This window comes from Bradyrhizobium sp. USDA 4449 (genome assembly GCF_054056275.1).
The window spans coordinates 4673259-4687450 of the sequence record NZ_JBSRYD010000001.1 but is presented as its reverse complement, the minus strand read 5'-3'; the positions used below and the strand labels follow the sequence as shown (position 1 = coordinate 4687450).

Sequence of the window (14192 nt, the reverse complement as noted above, 5' to 3'; positions counted from 1 at the left end):
TCGCGACAACGAGTGCGCCGTTTTACTTGAGCCTGGGCTCCAACGCCAAAGGCCTTCAGCCGCGCTGGTCGAGATGGGCACGCAGCTCGTCGATCGAGGCAAAGCGCATCATGCCCTCCGGCATCTGCGCCTCGATCGAGCCGTCGGAATAGAGCGAATAAGCCATGCCGTCGACGATGCCGGATTTGAGCACCGTCACCGCCGGCTGTGCGGGCGGCGGCTCGGGTGCGGGCGGTGCGGTGGCGGGCTGGGGTGCAACCGGCTCGAAGCTCGAGGACGGACGCAGTGGCGGTGGCGGCGGGCGACGCGCGGCGGGCGGCTCCGGCGGCCGCGCGCGGTCCGGCTTCGGCCAGGCGTCGTCGAAGCTCGCCGGCGCCGGCGGAGCCTCGGGCGCGGCCGCCTCTGTGGGCTCGGCAAGGGCTTGCGGCGGCACGCTCTCGGCTGCCTTGGTCTCTTTGGCCCCGGCGCGCTCGCGCTCCTTGCGCGAGCTCGAGGCGAACATCAGGTTGCGCCGGCGCGGTGGTTCCGGGGCCGCGGGGGGCTGCGGCGCTTCCGGCTCGGCCGGTGCCTCGGCGCGCGGGCGCTCACGCGGGAGCGCCGCTGCGGGCACATCGTCCTGCCATGGCGGCGCGGCTGGCGATGGCTGCGGCTCAACACGCATTGCGGGAACAGGCACCGGCGCGGCAGCAGGCCCGCTTGGCGAGGCGAGGCCCGGCGGCAGCACCGGCCTGACCCGAACCTCCGATGCTGCAGCCGTGCCGGCCAACCGGCGAGCGATGGCTTGCAGTTCCAGCAGCACGACGTAGAGGCCGACCAGTAACATTCCGGAGCAGACGCCAATCGCACCGGAGATTATGAGGGTGCTGCCGAGGCTGAAATCCCTGATCGAATAGCCGAAGGCGACCGCAAGGAGGCCCGCCGCCACGGCGAAAATCCCTGCAATCAACAAAGCCAAGCTCATCGAACACACCCCCGGCCGCGCATCCATGCGCGACGCCCGTTACGCCACAATACTGTCATACCGCGTTCCTCGCCAATGACCAATTGCCGCCATTCCCAACAGGGGGGAAGGATATCAGGGACCATTCACATTCCCTTCAGCAACGGTCCGCTACCTCTCAGGGGCTCCATATTGGCCAGAAATTGCTGCGTCGCATCAGGAATTTAGCCATAATGCCCAATTACTTGGTAGCGGAACTGCGCTATAGGGATTCCGGGGAGCAGGCCCGCGCGCAACAGCAGGGCCACGAGGGGATTCCGGGTCACCAATAGCCATGACATCTATCACGACTTCGGCGATCGACACGCCTCTCCGGCGCTCGGTTGAGCGGACTTGCGACGATCTCGCCATGCTGGTGCTGGCTGCCGTCGCCGTCATCGCAGGCCTGACCTTTCGCGACTACGGTCTCGGCTGGGACGACTACACCCACGCCGAATATGCCGACCTGCTGCTGCGCATGTACGGCTCCGGTTTCCGCGACACATCGGCCCTCTCCTTCGCCAACCTCTACATGTATGGCGGCGGCTTCGACATGATCGCCGCCCTCCTGCACAAGGTCATTCCGCTCGAGCTGTTCGAGACGCGACGCCTGGTCGGCGCGATCGTCGGCGTGATCGGACTTGCCGTGACGTGGCGGCTCGGCCGCCGCATCGGTGGACCTCTTGCGGGCCTCGGCTCGCTCCTGCTGCTCGCGCTCTGCCCGATCTTCTACGGCCACATGTTCATGAACCCGAAGGATGCGCCGTTCGCGGTGGCGATGATCATCCTGATGCTGGGCCTGGTTCGTCTTGCCGAGGAATATCCGCAACCATCGCCGCGCACGATCCTGATCGTCGGCTTGGGTGCCGGCCTCTCGCTCGGCACGCGCATTCTCGGCGGGCTCGCGCTGGTCTATGCGATGATCGGCTTCGTCCCGCTGTTCCTCGAGGAACTGCGCACCGGCGGCGCGCGCGAGGCCATCAGGCGCTTCGCCCATGTCGTCTATGTGCTGCTGCCGGGCCTCGCGCTCGGTTACCTCGTGATGGGCCTGATCTGGCCGTGGTCGATCATGAAGCCCGGCAATCCCTTCGAAGCCCTGACCTATTTCTCGCAGTTCTTCGAGAAGCCCTGGAAGGAGATGTTCGACGGCGCGATCGTCTCCGTGCCCGACATGCCCTGGTCGTATCTGCCGACGCTGTTCGCGCTGCAGCTGCCCGAAGTCATGCTGGTGCTGATGGCCGGCTGCGTGGTCGGCACCTTCGCGATGCTGGCGCGCAGCGAGGTTCCGGCGCGCCGCAAGACCATTCTGCTGATGGTGACGCTGGCGGCTACCTTGCCGCTCGCGATCGCGATGGTGAAGCGTCCGGCGCTCTACAACGGCATTCGCCACTTCGTGTTCGTGATCCCGCCGATGGCGGTGCTCGGCGGCGTCGCTTTCGCCTGGACCATGGAGCGCCTGCGCGCCAAGCATCGCGCCTGGCAGCCGGCGATGCTCGCCCTCTTCTGCTTCGGCCTGGCGCTGCCGCTCGCCGAGATGATCCGGCTGCATCCCTATCAATACACCCACTTCAACCACATCGCCGGCACCGTGCGCGCCGCCGACGACCGCTTCATGCTGGACTATTGGGGCCTGGCGCTGAAGCAGGCCTCCGACGGCCTGCGCGAGCAATTGGTCGAGCGGCAGGAAGTGCCGCCGCGCAATCGCAAATGGAAGGTCGCGGTGTGCGGTCCGCAGCGTCCGGCCCAGGTCGCGCTCGGCCCCGATTTCACCATCGGCTGGGATTCGCATGCGGCCGATTTCGCCATGACGCTCGGCGAGTTCTACTGCAAGGGCCTCACCGCGCCCGTGATGGTCGAGATCAAGCGCGACGACGTGGTGTTCGCGCGGGTCTACGACATCCGCGGCCGCAGCATTTCCAGCCTGCTGTCGATCCCGGCGCCGTAGTAATTTTCTCTCTTGATCGCGATGGAGCGGAGCGAAATCCGGGACCGCTCGTGAGGCAACCCGCATTCCGCTCGCGCTCCATGCGGGCTACGCTTGGCTGCTGCGATCTCGTCACCTTGCGGCCAGCAGTTTGCAAGACTAGGCTCCTGTCCGAAACAACTGGGTTCGGAGAGAAATGCCATGTCACCAGCGGAAGCGCGCCTGAAGGAAGTGCCGTCTGACATGACGGAGGCCGAGTGGCAACAACGGGTCAATCTCGCCGCCTGCTATCGTCTCGTCGCGCTGTATGGCTGGGACGATCTGGTCGACACCCACATCTCCGCGCGCGTGCCCGGCCCCGACCACCACTTCCTCATCAACCCCTATGGGCTGATGTTCGACGAGATCACGGCCTCGAGCCTGGTCAAGGTCGATCTGCACGGCAACCAGCTCTCCGAGAGCGAGTACAGCATCAACCCGGCCGGCTTCACCATCCATTCGGCGATCCACGAGGTGCGCGAGGACGCGATCTGCGTGCTGCATCTCCACACGCTCGACGGCACCGCCGTGTCGAGCAGCGCCGAGGGCCTCTTGCCGCTGAACCAGACGGCGCAGCTCGTCACCCACGACCTCGCCTATCACGACTACGAAGGCATCGCGCTCGACCACGACGAGCGGCCGCGGCTGCAGAAGGATCTCGGCGACCACAACCACATGCTGCTGCGCAATCACGGCACGCTGACGGTCGGCCGCTCGGTCGCCTCGGCCTTCGAGCGCATGTATCACCTCGAGCGCGCCTGCTCGATGCAGGTGCGCACACGCGCGCTGGGCACGCCGGTCTACCCGGTCGAGGAGATCGCGATCGAGAAGAACACCGAGCTGCTTGCCAACCGCGACCGCGCCGAGCTGCGCTCCACGACGCTGGTGTGGCCGCCGCTGCTGCGCAAGCTCGACCGCGAGCTGCCGGGTTACCGGTCTTGAGATTTTGCGGATTTCGTGTAGGGTAGCGATCAACTACCTCTGCACGTCATGGAATGAAACGCCGCCCAATTCCGGGCGGCGTTTTTATTTTGGGGGTGACTTCGTAGGGTGGGTTAGCCGAAGGCGTAACCCACCACGCCTCGGCGATTGCGTAGCGCAGTTGGTGGGTTACGCTTCGCTAACCCACCCTACGCAGCTCGCCCCTATTTTACCTCAGCCAACGCCGCGAGAATCCTTGCCCAAGAGCGAATGCCCTTCTGGAAGCTGCGCAGATCGTACTTCTCGTTCGGCGAATGGATGTTGTCGTCGTCGAGGCCGAAGCCGACAAGCAACGAGTCCAGCCCAAGCGTGCGCTTGAAATCGGCCACGATCGGAATCGAAGCGCCGGAGCCCATCAGCACGGTCTGCCTGCCCCATTCCTCGGCGAGCGCCTTGCTGGCGGCGGCGAGCGGCTTCATGTTCCAGTCGAGCGCGACCGCAGGCGCGGCGGAATGGTCGCCGAACTCGACCTTGCAATCGCCGGGCAGCCGCGCCGTGACGTAATCGCGGAATGCCTTGCGTATCTTCTGCGGGTCCTGCCCCTCGACCAGGCGGAACGAGACCTTGGCGGACGCATGCGACGGAATCACGGTCTTGGAGCCTTCGCCGATATAGCCGCCCCAGATGCCGTTGACATCGCAGGTCGGACGCGAAGAGGCCTGCTCGATCAACAGCCGTCCTTTCTCGCCCGCCGGGATCGACAGCCCGATCGGCTTCAGGAACATCTCCGGCGTGAGGTTGAGCTTCTTCCACTGCTCCAGAATATCAGGCGGCAGATCCTTCACGCCGTCGTAGAAGCCGGGGATGGTGATGCGATTGTCGTCGTCGAACAGGCCGCCCAGGATTTTCGTCAACACCCGGATCGGGTTCATCGCGCTGCCGCCGAACACGCCGGAATGCAGATCACGATTGGCCGCGGTGATCTTCAGCTCTTCATAGAGCAGCCCGCGCAGCGACGTCGTGATCGCCGGCGTGTCGCGGTCCCACATGCCGGTGTCGCAGACCAGCACGTAGTCGGCTTTGAACTCGTCCTTGTTGGCCTCGATGAAGGGCACGAAATTCTTCGAGCCGACCTCCTCCTCCCCTTCGATCAGGAAGGTGACGTCGATCGGCAACGAGCCCGTCACCTTCTTCCAGGCCCGGCAGGCCTCGACGAAGGTCATGACCTGGCCCTTGTCGTCCTCGGCGCCACGCGCGACGATGATCTTGCGGCCGTCGGCATGATCGGTCACGACGGGCTCGAACGGCGGACGGTGCCAGAGATTTTCCGGATCGACCGGCTGCACGTCGTAATGGCCGTAGAAGATCACATGCGGCCGCCCACCGGCCGCGGTCTTGCCGACGATGGCGGGATGGCCGGCGGTCGGCCTCACCTCGGTCGCGACGCCGAGGCTTGCGATGTCCCTGGCCAGATGCTCGGCCGCCGCCTTGCAATCGCCGGCGAAGGCCGGATCGGCGGAGATCGACTTGATCCGCAACAGCGAGAACAGGCGCTCGAGGCTGTTGTCAAAGTCCTTGTCGATGTGGTCGAGCACGGATTGAAGCTGCGCGTTGGCCATGGTCGGATTCCCTGACGTTTCGAGTCTCGAGACCGCTTGAGTTTCGAGCTGCTTTGGATTTTAGCTCTGCCGCGGCGTCGGAGCTAGCCGCATCAGGCGGATGCCTGATGTGCCAGGCAAGGCAAAGTGCAAGGATCGCCGTGGCGATCAGATTATTGCCCCAGGCCTGGAGGACATTGGGAAACGGCGGCAGCGACAGCAGCATGAGGATGCCGGCTGCGACGAGCGCAAACCAGGTTCCCAGCCGAACCTTCGGCCGTACATCGAAGGCGGCCCGATGCATCAGCACCGTCAACGGCAGGAACAGCCACATGAAGTAGTATTGCCGCGCCAGCGGAGAGGCCACCGTCATCAGGCAGAACAGGATGCCGAGCTCCTCGGCGTCCGAGCGCGCATTTCGCTGCGCCTGCCGCGGCATGACGGCGACAAAGCCGAGCCCGAGCAACGTCGACATCGCCAGCACGATCCAGTTCGCCGTCCTGTAGTCGACGTCGATGAGATTCATCGTGCGCGCCGGCTTACTGGGGTCCTCCTGATTGTAGTTGATCGGCCTGACCAGACGGTGCGTCATCGCGATGATGGACTGGTTGACCCATGACCAGTTCTGCTCGTCGCGCTGGCCGAAGCCCTTCTCCGAGCTCGACCCCACCATGCCCTGATACCAGGTGTTGAGCTCGGCGGCGTTGCGCTCGAAGCCGCGGATCGGCGCCGGCACCACATAGAGAAGAATGCCGACAAAGGCGAGCATGCTGACCACCGCCGCCCACTGCCTGCGCCAGACCAGATAGGGCAGCACAGCGACCGGAAACACCTTGATGGCGGTGGCGAGCGCGAACGCGAAGCCCGCCAACCAGGGCCGCTGATGCTGCAGGCACCAGAAGCCATAGAGCGTCATGGCCAGCAGAACGAGATTGGGCTGACCGAGATCGAACATGTCGAACACGAAGGTCACGGTGACGAGCGCAGGCAAGGCTTCGAGCCACGGGCCGGGCTTGCGGTCCGATCCGGTCATGGCATTGGAGAGCATCCCCGTGTACCACCACGCCACCGCGTTCAGCACCGACAGCACGAGGTAGAGCGGAATCTTGCCGAACCAGCTCGGGATCGCGAGCAAAATCGCCGACAGCGGTGGATAGATGAACTCGAAATATTCGTGGAAGTCGCGGGGATAGAGCGGGCCGCCATCCAGCACCTGCTGCCCGGCCCAGTACCACAGCGCATAATCCTTGGTCTTGCCGTGGCCGAATATCTCCGGACCGAGAACATCGGCGGTGAGGAGAACGCAGCAGGCCAGGAAAAGCAGATCGAGCGGCGCGCGCAGCGACAGCGATCTGAGCGCGCCGGGCTTATTGGACGGACGGGATGCGGTCACAATGCCTTCAATCTGCGGCCGGGGGAAACGTCGGTATATGTCCAGACAGACACATGCCGCAAGTGCGCACTTCCTCCCATACGCCGCGAGGTGAGCGGCGACGGCGCGGAAAGCCGTTTCAAGGATTCCCTCGGCTGCCTACCTTCGCAGCAGGCCGCCCAGCGCACCGCGGACGAGCGCGCGGCCGACCGAGCCGCCGAGCTGGCCGCCGACCGATTTGCCGAGATCGGCCACGACGCCGCCGACCACCTTGTCGGTGACCGTACGCGTGACGTCGCGCGCGATGCGCTGTCCCGTCGTCAGCCGGTTGCGCCCGGTATTGGTGCCGAAGACGGTGCCCACGATCGAGCCGATCTGGCCGAGGATGCCGCTGCTTCCGCCCGCCTGAGCGTCGGCCGGCGCCGCGGTGCCCGCGATCCGTTTCTGGATAATCTCATACGCCGACTCGGCATCGACAGCGGTATCGTATTTGCCCTTCACCGGGCTCGCATCCATGATCGCCTTGCGCTCCTCCGGGCTGATCGGCCCGATGCGGGCCGAAGGCGGGCGGATCATGACACGCTCGACCATCGCCGGCGTGCCGTTGCCTTCGAGGAACGACACCAGCGCCTCGCCCTTGCCGAGCTCCATGATCACCTTGGCGGTATCGAGCTTCGGGTTGGGCCGGAAGGTCTGGGCGGCGGCGGCGACCGCCTTCTGGTCGCGCGGGGTAAAGGCGCGCAACGCATGCTGGACCCGGTTTCCCATCTGCCCGAGCACGCGGTCCGGCACGTCGATCGGGTTTTGCGTGACGAAATAGACGCCGACGCCCTTGGATCGGATCAGGCGAACCACCTGCTCGATCTTGTCCATCAGCGCCTTCGGCGCGTCGTTGAACAAGAGATGCGCCTCGTCGAAGAAGAACACCAGCTTGGGCTTGGGCAGGTCGCCGACCTCGGGCAGTTCCTCGAACAGCTCTGACAGCATCCATAGCAGGAACGTCGCGTAAAGCCGCGGGCTCTGCATCAGCTTGTCGGCAACGAGGATGTTGACCATACCGCGGCCGTCGCGGTCGGTCTTCATGAAGTCCTTCAGGGTCAGCGCCGGCTCGCCAAAAAATTTGGTGCCGCCCTGGTTCTCCAGCACGAGCAACTGGCGCTGGATGGTGCCGACGGTCGCCTTGGTGACGTTGCCGAAGCCCTGGGCTGCCTTGCGGATCGGCGCGAGCGGATCCTCCTCCGCGTCCGGCCCCTTCTTGCCGCCGTCAGGCACGATGGCATCGAGCAGCGCTCGCACATCCTTCATGTCGATCAGGGCGAGGCCATTATCGTCGGCGACGCGGAAGGCGACGTTGAGCACGCCTTCCTGCACGTCGTTGAGATCGAGCATGCGGGCGAGCAACAGCGGCCCCATCTCGGTGATGGTGGCCCGCACCGGATGGCCCTGCTCGCCAAACACGTCCCAGAACACGGTCGAGAATTGGTCCGGCTGGAAATTCAGCCCCATCTCGGTGGCACGCTTGATGATGAAATCCCTTGCCTGCCCGACCTCGGAGATGCCGGAGAGGTCGCCCTTGATGTCGGCGGCGAACACCGGAACACCGGCGCGCGCAAATCCTTCCGCCATCACCTGCAGCGTGACCGTCTTGCCCGTTCCAGTCGCGCCGGTGACGAGGCCATGGCGATTGGCGAGTGCCAGCGTCAGCCAGGCCTGCTCGTCTCCCTTGCCGACGAAGATCTTGTCGTCGGTATCGCCGAGCTTATTGTCCTGCGCCGTCATCAGTTTCTCTATGGTTGTTTCGCGGATCGAAACTCGAGCCCGCCAGTTCCGTAGTCTACCGCATGTCGCAGGGCGATTGAAACCGCTCAAAAACCGCGTTGACATCAAGACTTTGTCGGAGACACCGCGCGCGGTATGCGTCGAAAGTCGGAGCGATACATTCGCCTCGCGGCAACTTTGCAACCATTTCTTCTTCGATCTTGCATTGCTGCAACACCTTTCCCGTATTCGAGAATGAATCGGAACGTAGCGCGCGTTCATCGCTTGAATTTCACATCGCACCGGCTCAAGATCATTTTTCGAAGATAATCTCCGGCATGTGAACCGGCTGAGGGGCAGGCCCATATGGACGAGCTGATCGGACGGCTGGCGACAAGCGCCAGTATAGATAGTGCTGTCGCTGAAAAGACCGTCGGCATTATCCTGGGATTCCTCCGCAGCGAAGGTCCCTCCGACAGCGTGCAGGCCTTGATCGACCAGATCCCTGGTGCAGAAGGCGCGATCGAAGCGTCCACCAGCGGCGGCGGACTGTCGCGGCTGATGGGCGGCGGTCTGATGGCGGTCGGCACGCGCCTGATGGGACTTGGTCTCGGCATGTCCGACATTCAGAACGTGGCCCGTGAACTTTTCCGCTATGGCCGAGACAAAGTCGGAGCGGATCACATGGGCAAGATCATTGCAGGGACGCCAGGCCTTAGCCAGTTCGCCTGAAGCTGTCGTCATTTCACGCCGAGTACCATGACATATCCGATCTCCGAGATTCAGGGCCTGCCGGCCTTTGCTGCCAACAAATTGAAGGCGCAGGGAATCCGCACCACCGACGCGCTGCTGGAAGCCGCAAGCACCGCCAAGGGACGCAAGGCGCTCGCGGCCAGCACCGGCATCAGCGAGCAGCAGCTCCTCGAGTGGGCCAACGTCTCCGACTACATGCGGATTCCCGGCATGGGCCGGGCCAAGATCGGCCTGGTCCGCGCCGCCGGCGTGACCACCGTGCGCGAGCTCGCCTATCGGAATCCGGCAAGGCTGGCTCAGAGCATGCGCGAGGCCAACGACCGGAAGAAGCTCGTCCGCATTCTTCCTTCCGAGAAGTCGGTCGGCGACATCATCGCCAAGGCCAAGAAGCTGCCGCCGAAGATTACCTATTGATCGTAGCGCCGTCTTGATCCGACATCCCGCGCAACCGCGAAGCGGCTGTCGCTGGAGGTGCGATTGGCGCGATGCGATGCATCGCGCCGCCGGGAGCGTTGCACGATGCGCGGCCGCCGCCACATCTGCACGGAGAGAGCCGGGCGTCGTCCTTCGAGGCTCGCCGAAGAGACTCGCACCTCCAGCGACAATGACTTCGTCATTGCGCGGGGCTGGCGCTACGGCGTGGCATTGGCTCAGCCGCCGATCCCGTCTTGACTCCCCCTCTCTGACCGCGCAAAGCCACCCGCATGAACGCCTCGCCCTCCCCATCCGTCCCGCCGGCCGGCTCGGCCGGGCCGGATGCGCTACGGACGCTCGTGGGCCGGCCTCTGCCGGTGCTGATGGGCGTGCTCAACGTGACGCCGGACTCCTTTTCCGATGGCGGCGATTTCGTCGCGCCGGATCAGGCTCTGGCGCGGGCGCGGGCAATGATCGAGGCCGGGGTCGACATCATCGATATCGGCGCCGAATCCACCCGCCCTTACAAAGGCGCCAAGCCGGTGACGGTAGCGGACGAGCTGGCCCGGCTGAAACCGGTGCTGGCTGAAATCGTGGCGCTCGGCGTGCCGGTTTCGATCGACAGCATGAAGGCGGAGGTTACAGCCTTCGCGCTCGACCAGGGTGTGGCCATCGCCAACGACGTCTGGGGGTTGCAGCGCGACACCGACATGGCGCCGCTGGTCGCAGCGCGAGGTGTGCCTGTCATCGTCATGCACAATCGCGACAGTGCGGACCCTGCGATCGACATCGTCGCCGACATGAAGGCGTTCTTCCTGCGCTCGCTCGATATCGCCGCCAAGGCCGGCATCGCGCGCGACAAGATCGTGCTGGATCCCGGCATCGGCTTCGGCAAGACCCCCGAGCAGAGCATGATCGCACTTGCACGGCTCCAGGAGCTGGACATGTTCGGCCTGCCGGTCCTGGTCGGCGCCTCGCGCAAGCGTTTCATCGCTTCGGTGTCGCCCTCGCAACCGAAGGAACGCCTCGCCGGCTCGATCGCCGCGCATCTGATCGCCGCGCAAAAGGGTGCTAGGATCATCCGGACCCATGACGTCGCCGAGACCTTGCAGGCCCTGCGGGTGGCGCACGCAATCGAGAGCAAGCAATGACCGATACGATCTTCGTCAGCGGCCTCTCGATCCATGCGCGCCATGGCGTGCTGGATCACGAAACCGAAGTCGGCCAGCGGTTTGTCATCGACCTCGAACTCTACACCGATCTGTCGGAGTCCTCGCGCAGCGACCGCCTCGCGGACACCGTTTCCTATGCCGATGTGGTGGCGACCACGACGGCGGCCTTCAAGAACACCAATTACAAGCTTCTCGAACGCGCGGCCGGCGCCGTCGCCGATGCGATCCTGTCGAACTTTCCGCGCATCCGCGCCGTGAAGATCACCGTGCACAAGCCGCATGCGCCGATCGCCGCGATCTTCGACGACGTCGGCGTCGTGCTGACGCGCTCGCGGCATCCCTGATATGGCAAGCGTGCTGATCGCACTGGGCGGCAATGTCGGCGATGTCCGCACGACCTTCGCCAAGGCGATCGCCCACATCTGCGGCATGGCGCAGGCAGCAGTGATCGCGCGCTCGTCGGATTACACGACGCCGCCCTGGGGCGATGAGGACCAGGATCCCTTCATCAATGCCTGTGTCGAGATCGAGACTGATCTCGATCCGCACGCGCTGTTGTTCGTGATGCAGAAGGTCGAGCAGAAATTCGGACGCACGCGGAGCAAGGCTCGGCGCTGGGGCCCGCGCACGCTCGATCTCGATATGATCGCCTATGACGATGTGTCGATGGCGAAGCCCGATCTGACCTTGCCGCACCCGCGGCTGTTCGAGCGCGCCTTCGTGCTGGTGCCGTTGGCCGAAATCGCGCCGGACCGCGTGATCTCAGGCATTCGTGTGCGTGACGGGCTCGCCAGCGTCTCGACGCAAGGCATTGAGCGGCTTTCGGATACCGGTTAACCAAAAACAACCGTTTGCAGGGGCGCTCCGCCGTGGCAATTTCGCCTGCGAATGTCGATACGTTTGGGAGCCCTTGGCCGTATGACCTCCGTGACCGACGATCTGCCGCTGGCGGCTGATTTTCCCAAGGCGACGCCTGACGACTGGCGCAAGCTGGTCGACGGCGTGTTGAAGGGCGGGCCGTTCGAGAAGCTGGTCGGCAAGACCTATGACGGATTGAAGATCGATCCACTTTATCCCCGCGCCAAGGACGTCGCGCCGGTGGTGGGACGGCCTGCAGCGGCGCCGTGGCAGATCGTCCAGCGGATCGATCATCCCGATGCAGGCATGGCCAATACGCAAGCGCTGACCGATCTCGAGAACGGTGCGACCGGGCTCGCGCTCGTGTTCGCCGGCGGCAGCGGCAGCCACGGTTTCGGCCTGGAACCGACGGCCGAGGCGATCGCGAAAGTCTTGAGGGACATTCACCTCGACGCCGGCATCGGCATCGAGCTCCAGGTCGGACCGCAATCGCGGATGGCCGCGATCCATATTGCGGAATATGTCAAGAGCACAGGCCTCGATCCCGCCGCCTGCAACATCCGCTTCGGACTCGATCCGCTCGCGGCCTGCGCAGTGTGGGGTCATAGCCCCTTCACCTGGGAGGAGATCACGCCCGCCGTCGCCGGCGCCATCAAGGGCCTTGCCGCGCTCGGCTTCAAAGGGCCGTTTGCCGCAGCCGATGGGCGCGTGATCCACGACGCCGGCGGCTCCGAGGTTCAGGAACTCGCCTTCGTGCTCGCCTGTGGCGTCGCTTATCTGCGTGTCATCGAAAGCGCGGGCATTCCGCTGGAGCAGGCGCAAGGCATGGTCTATGCGCGGCTGGCGGCCGACGCCGACCAGTTCCTGACCATGGCGAAGTTCCGCGCGCTGCGACTGCTCTGGGCACGCATCGAGGCCGCGTGTGGGCTCACGCCAAAACCGTTGTTCGTTGCGGCCGATACCGCCTGGCGCATGCTGACGCAGCGCGATCCCTATGTGAACATGCTGCGTGCAACGATCGCGACGTTTGCCGCAGGACTTGCCGGCGCCAATGCGGTCACCGTGCTGCCCCATACGCTGGCGCTTGGTCTGCCGGATCCGTTCGCGCGGCGCGTCGCGCGCAACACCCAGCTTCTGCTGCTCGAGGAAAGCAGCCTCGCCAAGGTCAGTGATCCCGCTGCCGGCGCGGGCGGCGTCGAGACACTGACTGCGCAGCTCTGCGACACCGCCTGGACGCTGTTCCAGGAGGCGGAGAAAGCCGGCGGCGCCTTCGCCGCGCTTCGGCAGGGGCTGTTCCAGGGCAAGGTCGCAGCCGCGCGAAACGCGCGCGACGCCAACATCGCCAAGCGCCGCGACGTGCTGACCGGCGCGAGCGAGTTTCCGAACCTGCATGAGAACGAGACGGCGGTGCTGAAGGCGACGCCGATCGCGCTCGCGCCTTACGGCGAGCCAAAATACAAGTTCGACGCACTTGCCCCGATCCGGCTGGCACAACCGTTCGAGGCGTTGCGCGATAAGTCCGACGCGATCCTGAAGGCGCACGGCGCACGGCCGAGCGTGTTCCTGGCCACTCTCGGCACGCCTGCGGATTTCACCGCGCGCGCAACCTTTGCAAAAAGCTTCTTCGAGGCCGGCGGTATCCAGGCGATCGACAGCGAGGGTTTTGCCGATCCCGCCACGCTGGCTGCCGCCTTCAAGGCCTCCGGCGCCCCACTCGTCTGCGTTTGTTCCAGCGACAAGATCTATGCGGAACACGCCGAGGCCGCCGCCGGCGCCCTGCAAACCGCGGGGGCGCGACATATCTATCTGGCAGGCCGCCCCGCGGAAGCCGAGGCGGCCTTGCGTGCCGCCGGTGTCACCGGCTTCGTGTTTGCCGGCGGCGATGCGCTTGCCATGTTGCAGGACGCTTATTTGCGGATGGAGCAGGCATGACCGACGCGAGCAAACCCGTTCTCACCGGCGGCTGCCAATGCGGCGCAGTGCGCTTTGCGATCTCGGCCACGCCCAACCGGGTCTCGATCTGCCACTGTCGGATGTGCCAGAAAGCGAGCGGAGCGCCGTTCGCTTCTTTCGCCGACATCAACCGCACGGACTTCGTCTGGACAAAGGGAGAGCCGTCGTTCTTCCGCTCCTCCACGATCGCCGATCGCGGCTATTGCGCGGCTTGCGGCACGCCGCTGAGTTTTGGCCGCATCGACGGCGAGCGGATCGAGATCATGACCGGCGCTTTCGACCGGCCGGATCGCCTGGTGCCGACGCGTCAGTTCGGCACCGAGTCCCGCCTCGGCTGGGTGGTCGGCATCTCCAACCTGCCGAGCCAGACCACGCAGCAGAACTACGGGCCGGAGAAGATGGCGACCATCGTCAGCCATCAGCATCCGGACCATGATTGAGGATATGGTTG

Annotated in this window: 13 protein-coding genes; 9 read left to right on the top strand and 4 right to left on the bottom strand. The window is 64.9% G+C overall.

All coding sequences use genetic code 11. The annotated features are described in order from the left end of the window. Positions 1-55 precede the first annotated feature (55 nt). Positions 56-961, bottom strand: a complete 906-nt coding sequence (locus ACVIIW_RS21775) for a DUF308 domain-containing protein (RefSeq protein ID WP_456702607.1) — start codon at positions 959-961, stop codon at positions 56-58. A gap of 313 nt (positions 962-1274) precedes the next feature. Between ACVIIW_RS21775 and ACVIIW_RS21770 the strand changes: the two genes are divergently transcribed. Together ACVIIW_RS21770 and ACVIIW_RS21765 are read left to right on the top strand one after the other, a co-directional pair. Then, a complete protein-coding gene (locus ACVIIW_RS21770) occupies positions 1275-2924 on the top strand; it encodes a glycosyltransferase family 39 protein (RefSeq protein ID WP_456702606.1) in 1650 nt (549 codons plus the stop codon). Positions 2925-3104: 180 nt separating this feature from the next. Next, positions 3105-3884 carry a class II aldolase/adducin family protein gene (locus ACVIIW_RS21765; RefSeq protein ID WP_456702605.1) on the top strand — a complete coding sequence of 260 codons (780 nt, stop codon included), beginning with the start codon at positions 3105-3107 and terminating at the stop codon, positions 3882-3884. 203 nt (positions 3885-4087) lie between these two features. Here the strand turns inward: ACVIIW_RS21765 and ACVIIW_RS21760 are convergent, their stop codons facing one another. The 3 genes from ACVIIW_RS21760 to ACVIIW_RS21750 form a co-directional block, all read right to left on the bottom strand. Beyond that, positions 4088-5482, bottom strand: coding sequence for a M20/M25/M40 family metallo-hydrolase (locus ACVIIW_RS21760; protein WP_456702604.1), 1395 nt, complete (start codon positions 5480-5482; stop codon positions 4088-4090). Continuing rightward, positions 5430-6854 (bottom strand): glycosyltransferase family 87 protein, encoded by a 1425-nt coding sequence (locus ACVIIW_RS21755; protein WP_456702603.1) that lies wholly within the window; start codon positions 6852-6854, stop codon positions 5430-5432. The genes ACVIIW_RS21760 and ACVIIW_RS21755 overlap by 53 nt, the downstream gene beginning before the upstream one ends. 138 nt (positions 6855-6992) lie before the next feature. Continuing rightward, positions 6993-8612: a helicase HerA-like domain-containing protein gene (locus ACVIIW_RS21750; RefSeq protein ID WP_456702602.1), complete on the bottom strand. Its 1620-nt coding sequence runs from the start codon at positions 8610-8612 to the stop codon at positions 6993-6995. Between the two features lie 345 nt (positions 8613-8957). Here ACVIIW_RS21750 and ACVIIW_RS21745 point away from each other — a divergent pair, with 345 nt between their 5' ends. The 7 genes from ACVIIW_RS21745 to ACVIIW_RS21715 all read left to right on the top strand — a co-directional run bounded on the left by ACVIIW_RS21745 (position 8958) and on the right by ACVIIW_RS21715 (position 14181). Next, complete coding sequence (locus ACVIIW_RS21745) at positions 8958-9323, top strand: DUF2267 domain-containing protein (protein WP_456702601.1); 366 nt, start codon at positions 8958-8960, stop codon at positions 9321-9323. 27 nt (positions 9324-9350) lie between these two features. Then, entirely contained in the window at positions 9351-9758 is a 408-nt protein-coding gene (locus ACVIIW_RS21740) for a DUF4332 domain-containing protein (protein WP_456702600.1), read from the top strand. A gap of 290 nt (positions 9759-10048) precedes the next feature. After that, positions 10049-10909, top strand: a complete 861-nt coding sequence (gene folP / locus ACVIIW_RS21735; RefSeq protein ID WP_456702599.1) for a dihydropteroate synthase — start codon at positions 10049-10051, stop codon at positions 10907-10909. Next, entirely contained in the window at positions 10906-11274 is a 369-nt protein-coding gene (gene folB / locus ACVIIW_RS21730; RefSeq protein WP_456702598.1) for a dihydroneopterin aldolase, read from the top strand. Before folP ends, folB begins: the two co-directional genes overlap by 4 nt. Position 11275: 1 nt before the next feature. Beyond that, entirely contained in the window at positions 11276-11767 is a 492-nt protein-coding gene (gene folK / locus ACVIIW_RS21725; RefSeq protein ID WP_456702597.1) for a 2-amino-4-hydroxy-6-hydroxymethyldihydropteridine diphosphokinase, read from the top strand. 81 nt (positions 11768-11848) lie between these two features. Then, on the top strand, positions 11849-13720 hold the full coding sequence (locus ACVIIW_RS21720; protein ID WP_456702596.1) for a methylmalonyl-CoA mutase family protein: 1872 nt from the start codon (positions 11849-11851) through the stop codon (positions 13718-13720). Then, entirely contained in the window at positions 13717-14181 is a 465-nt protein-coding gene (locus ACVIIW_RS21715; RefSeq protein ID WP_456702595.1) for a GFA family protein, read from the top strand. Before ACVIIW_RS21720 ends, ACVIIW_RS21715 begins: the two co-directional genes overlap by 4 nt. Positions 14182-14192 lie beyond the last annotated feature (11 nt).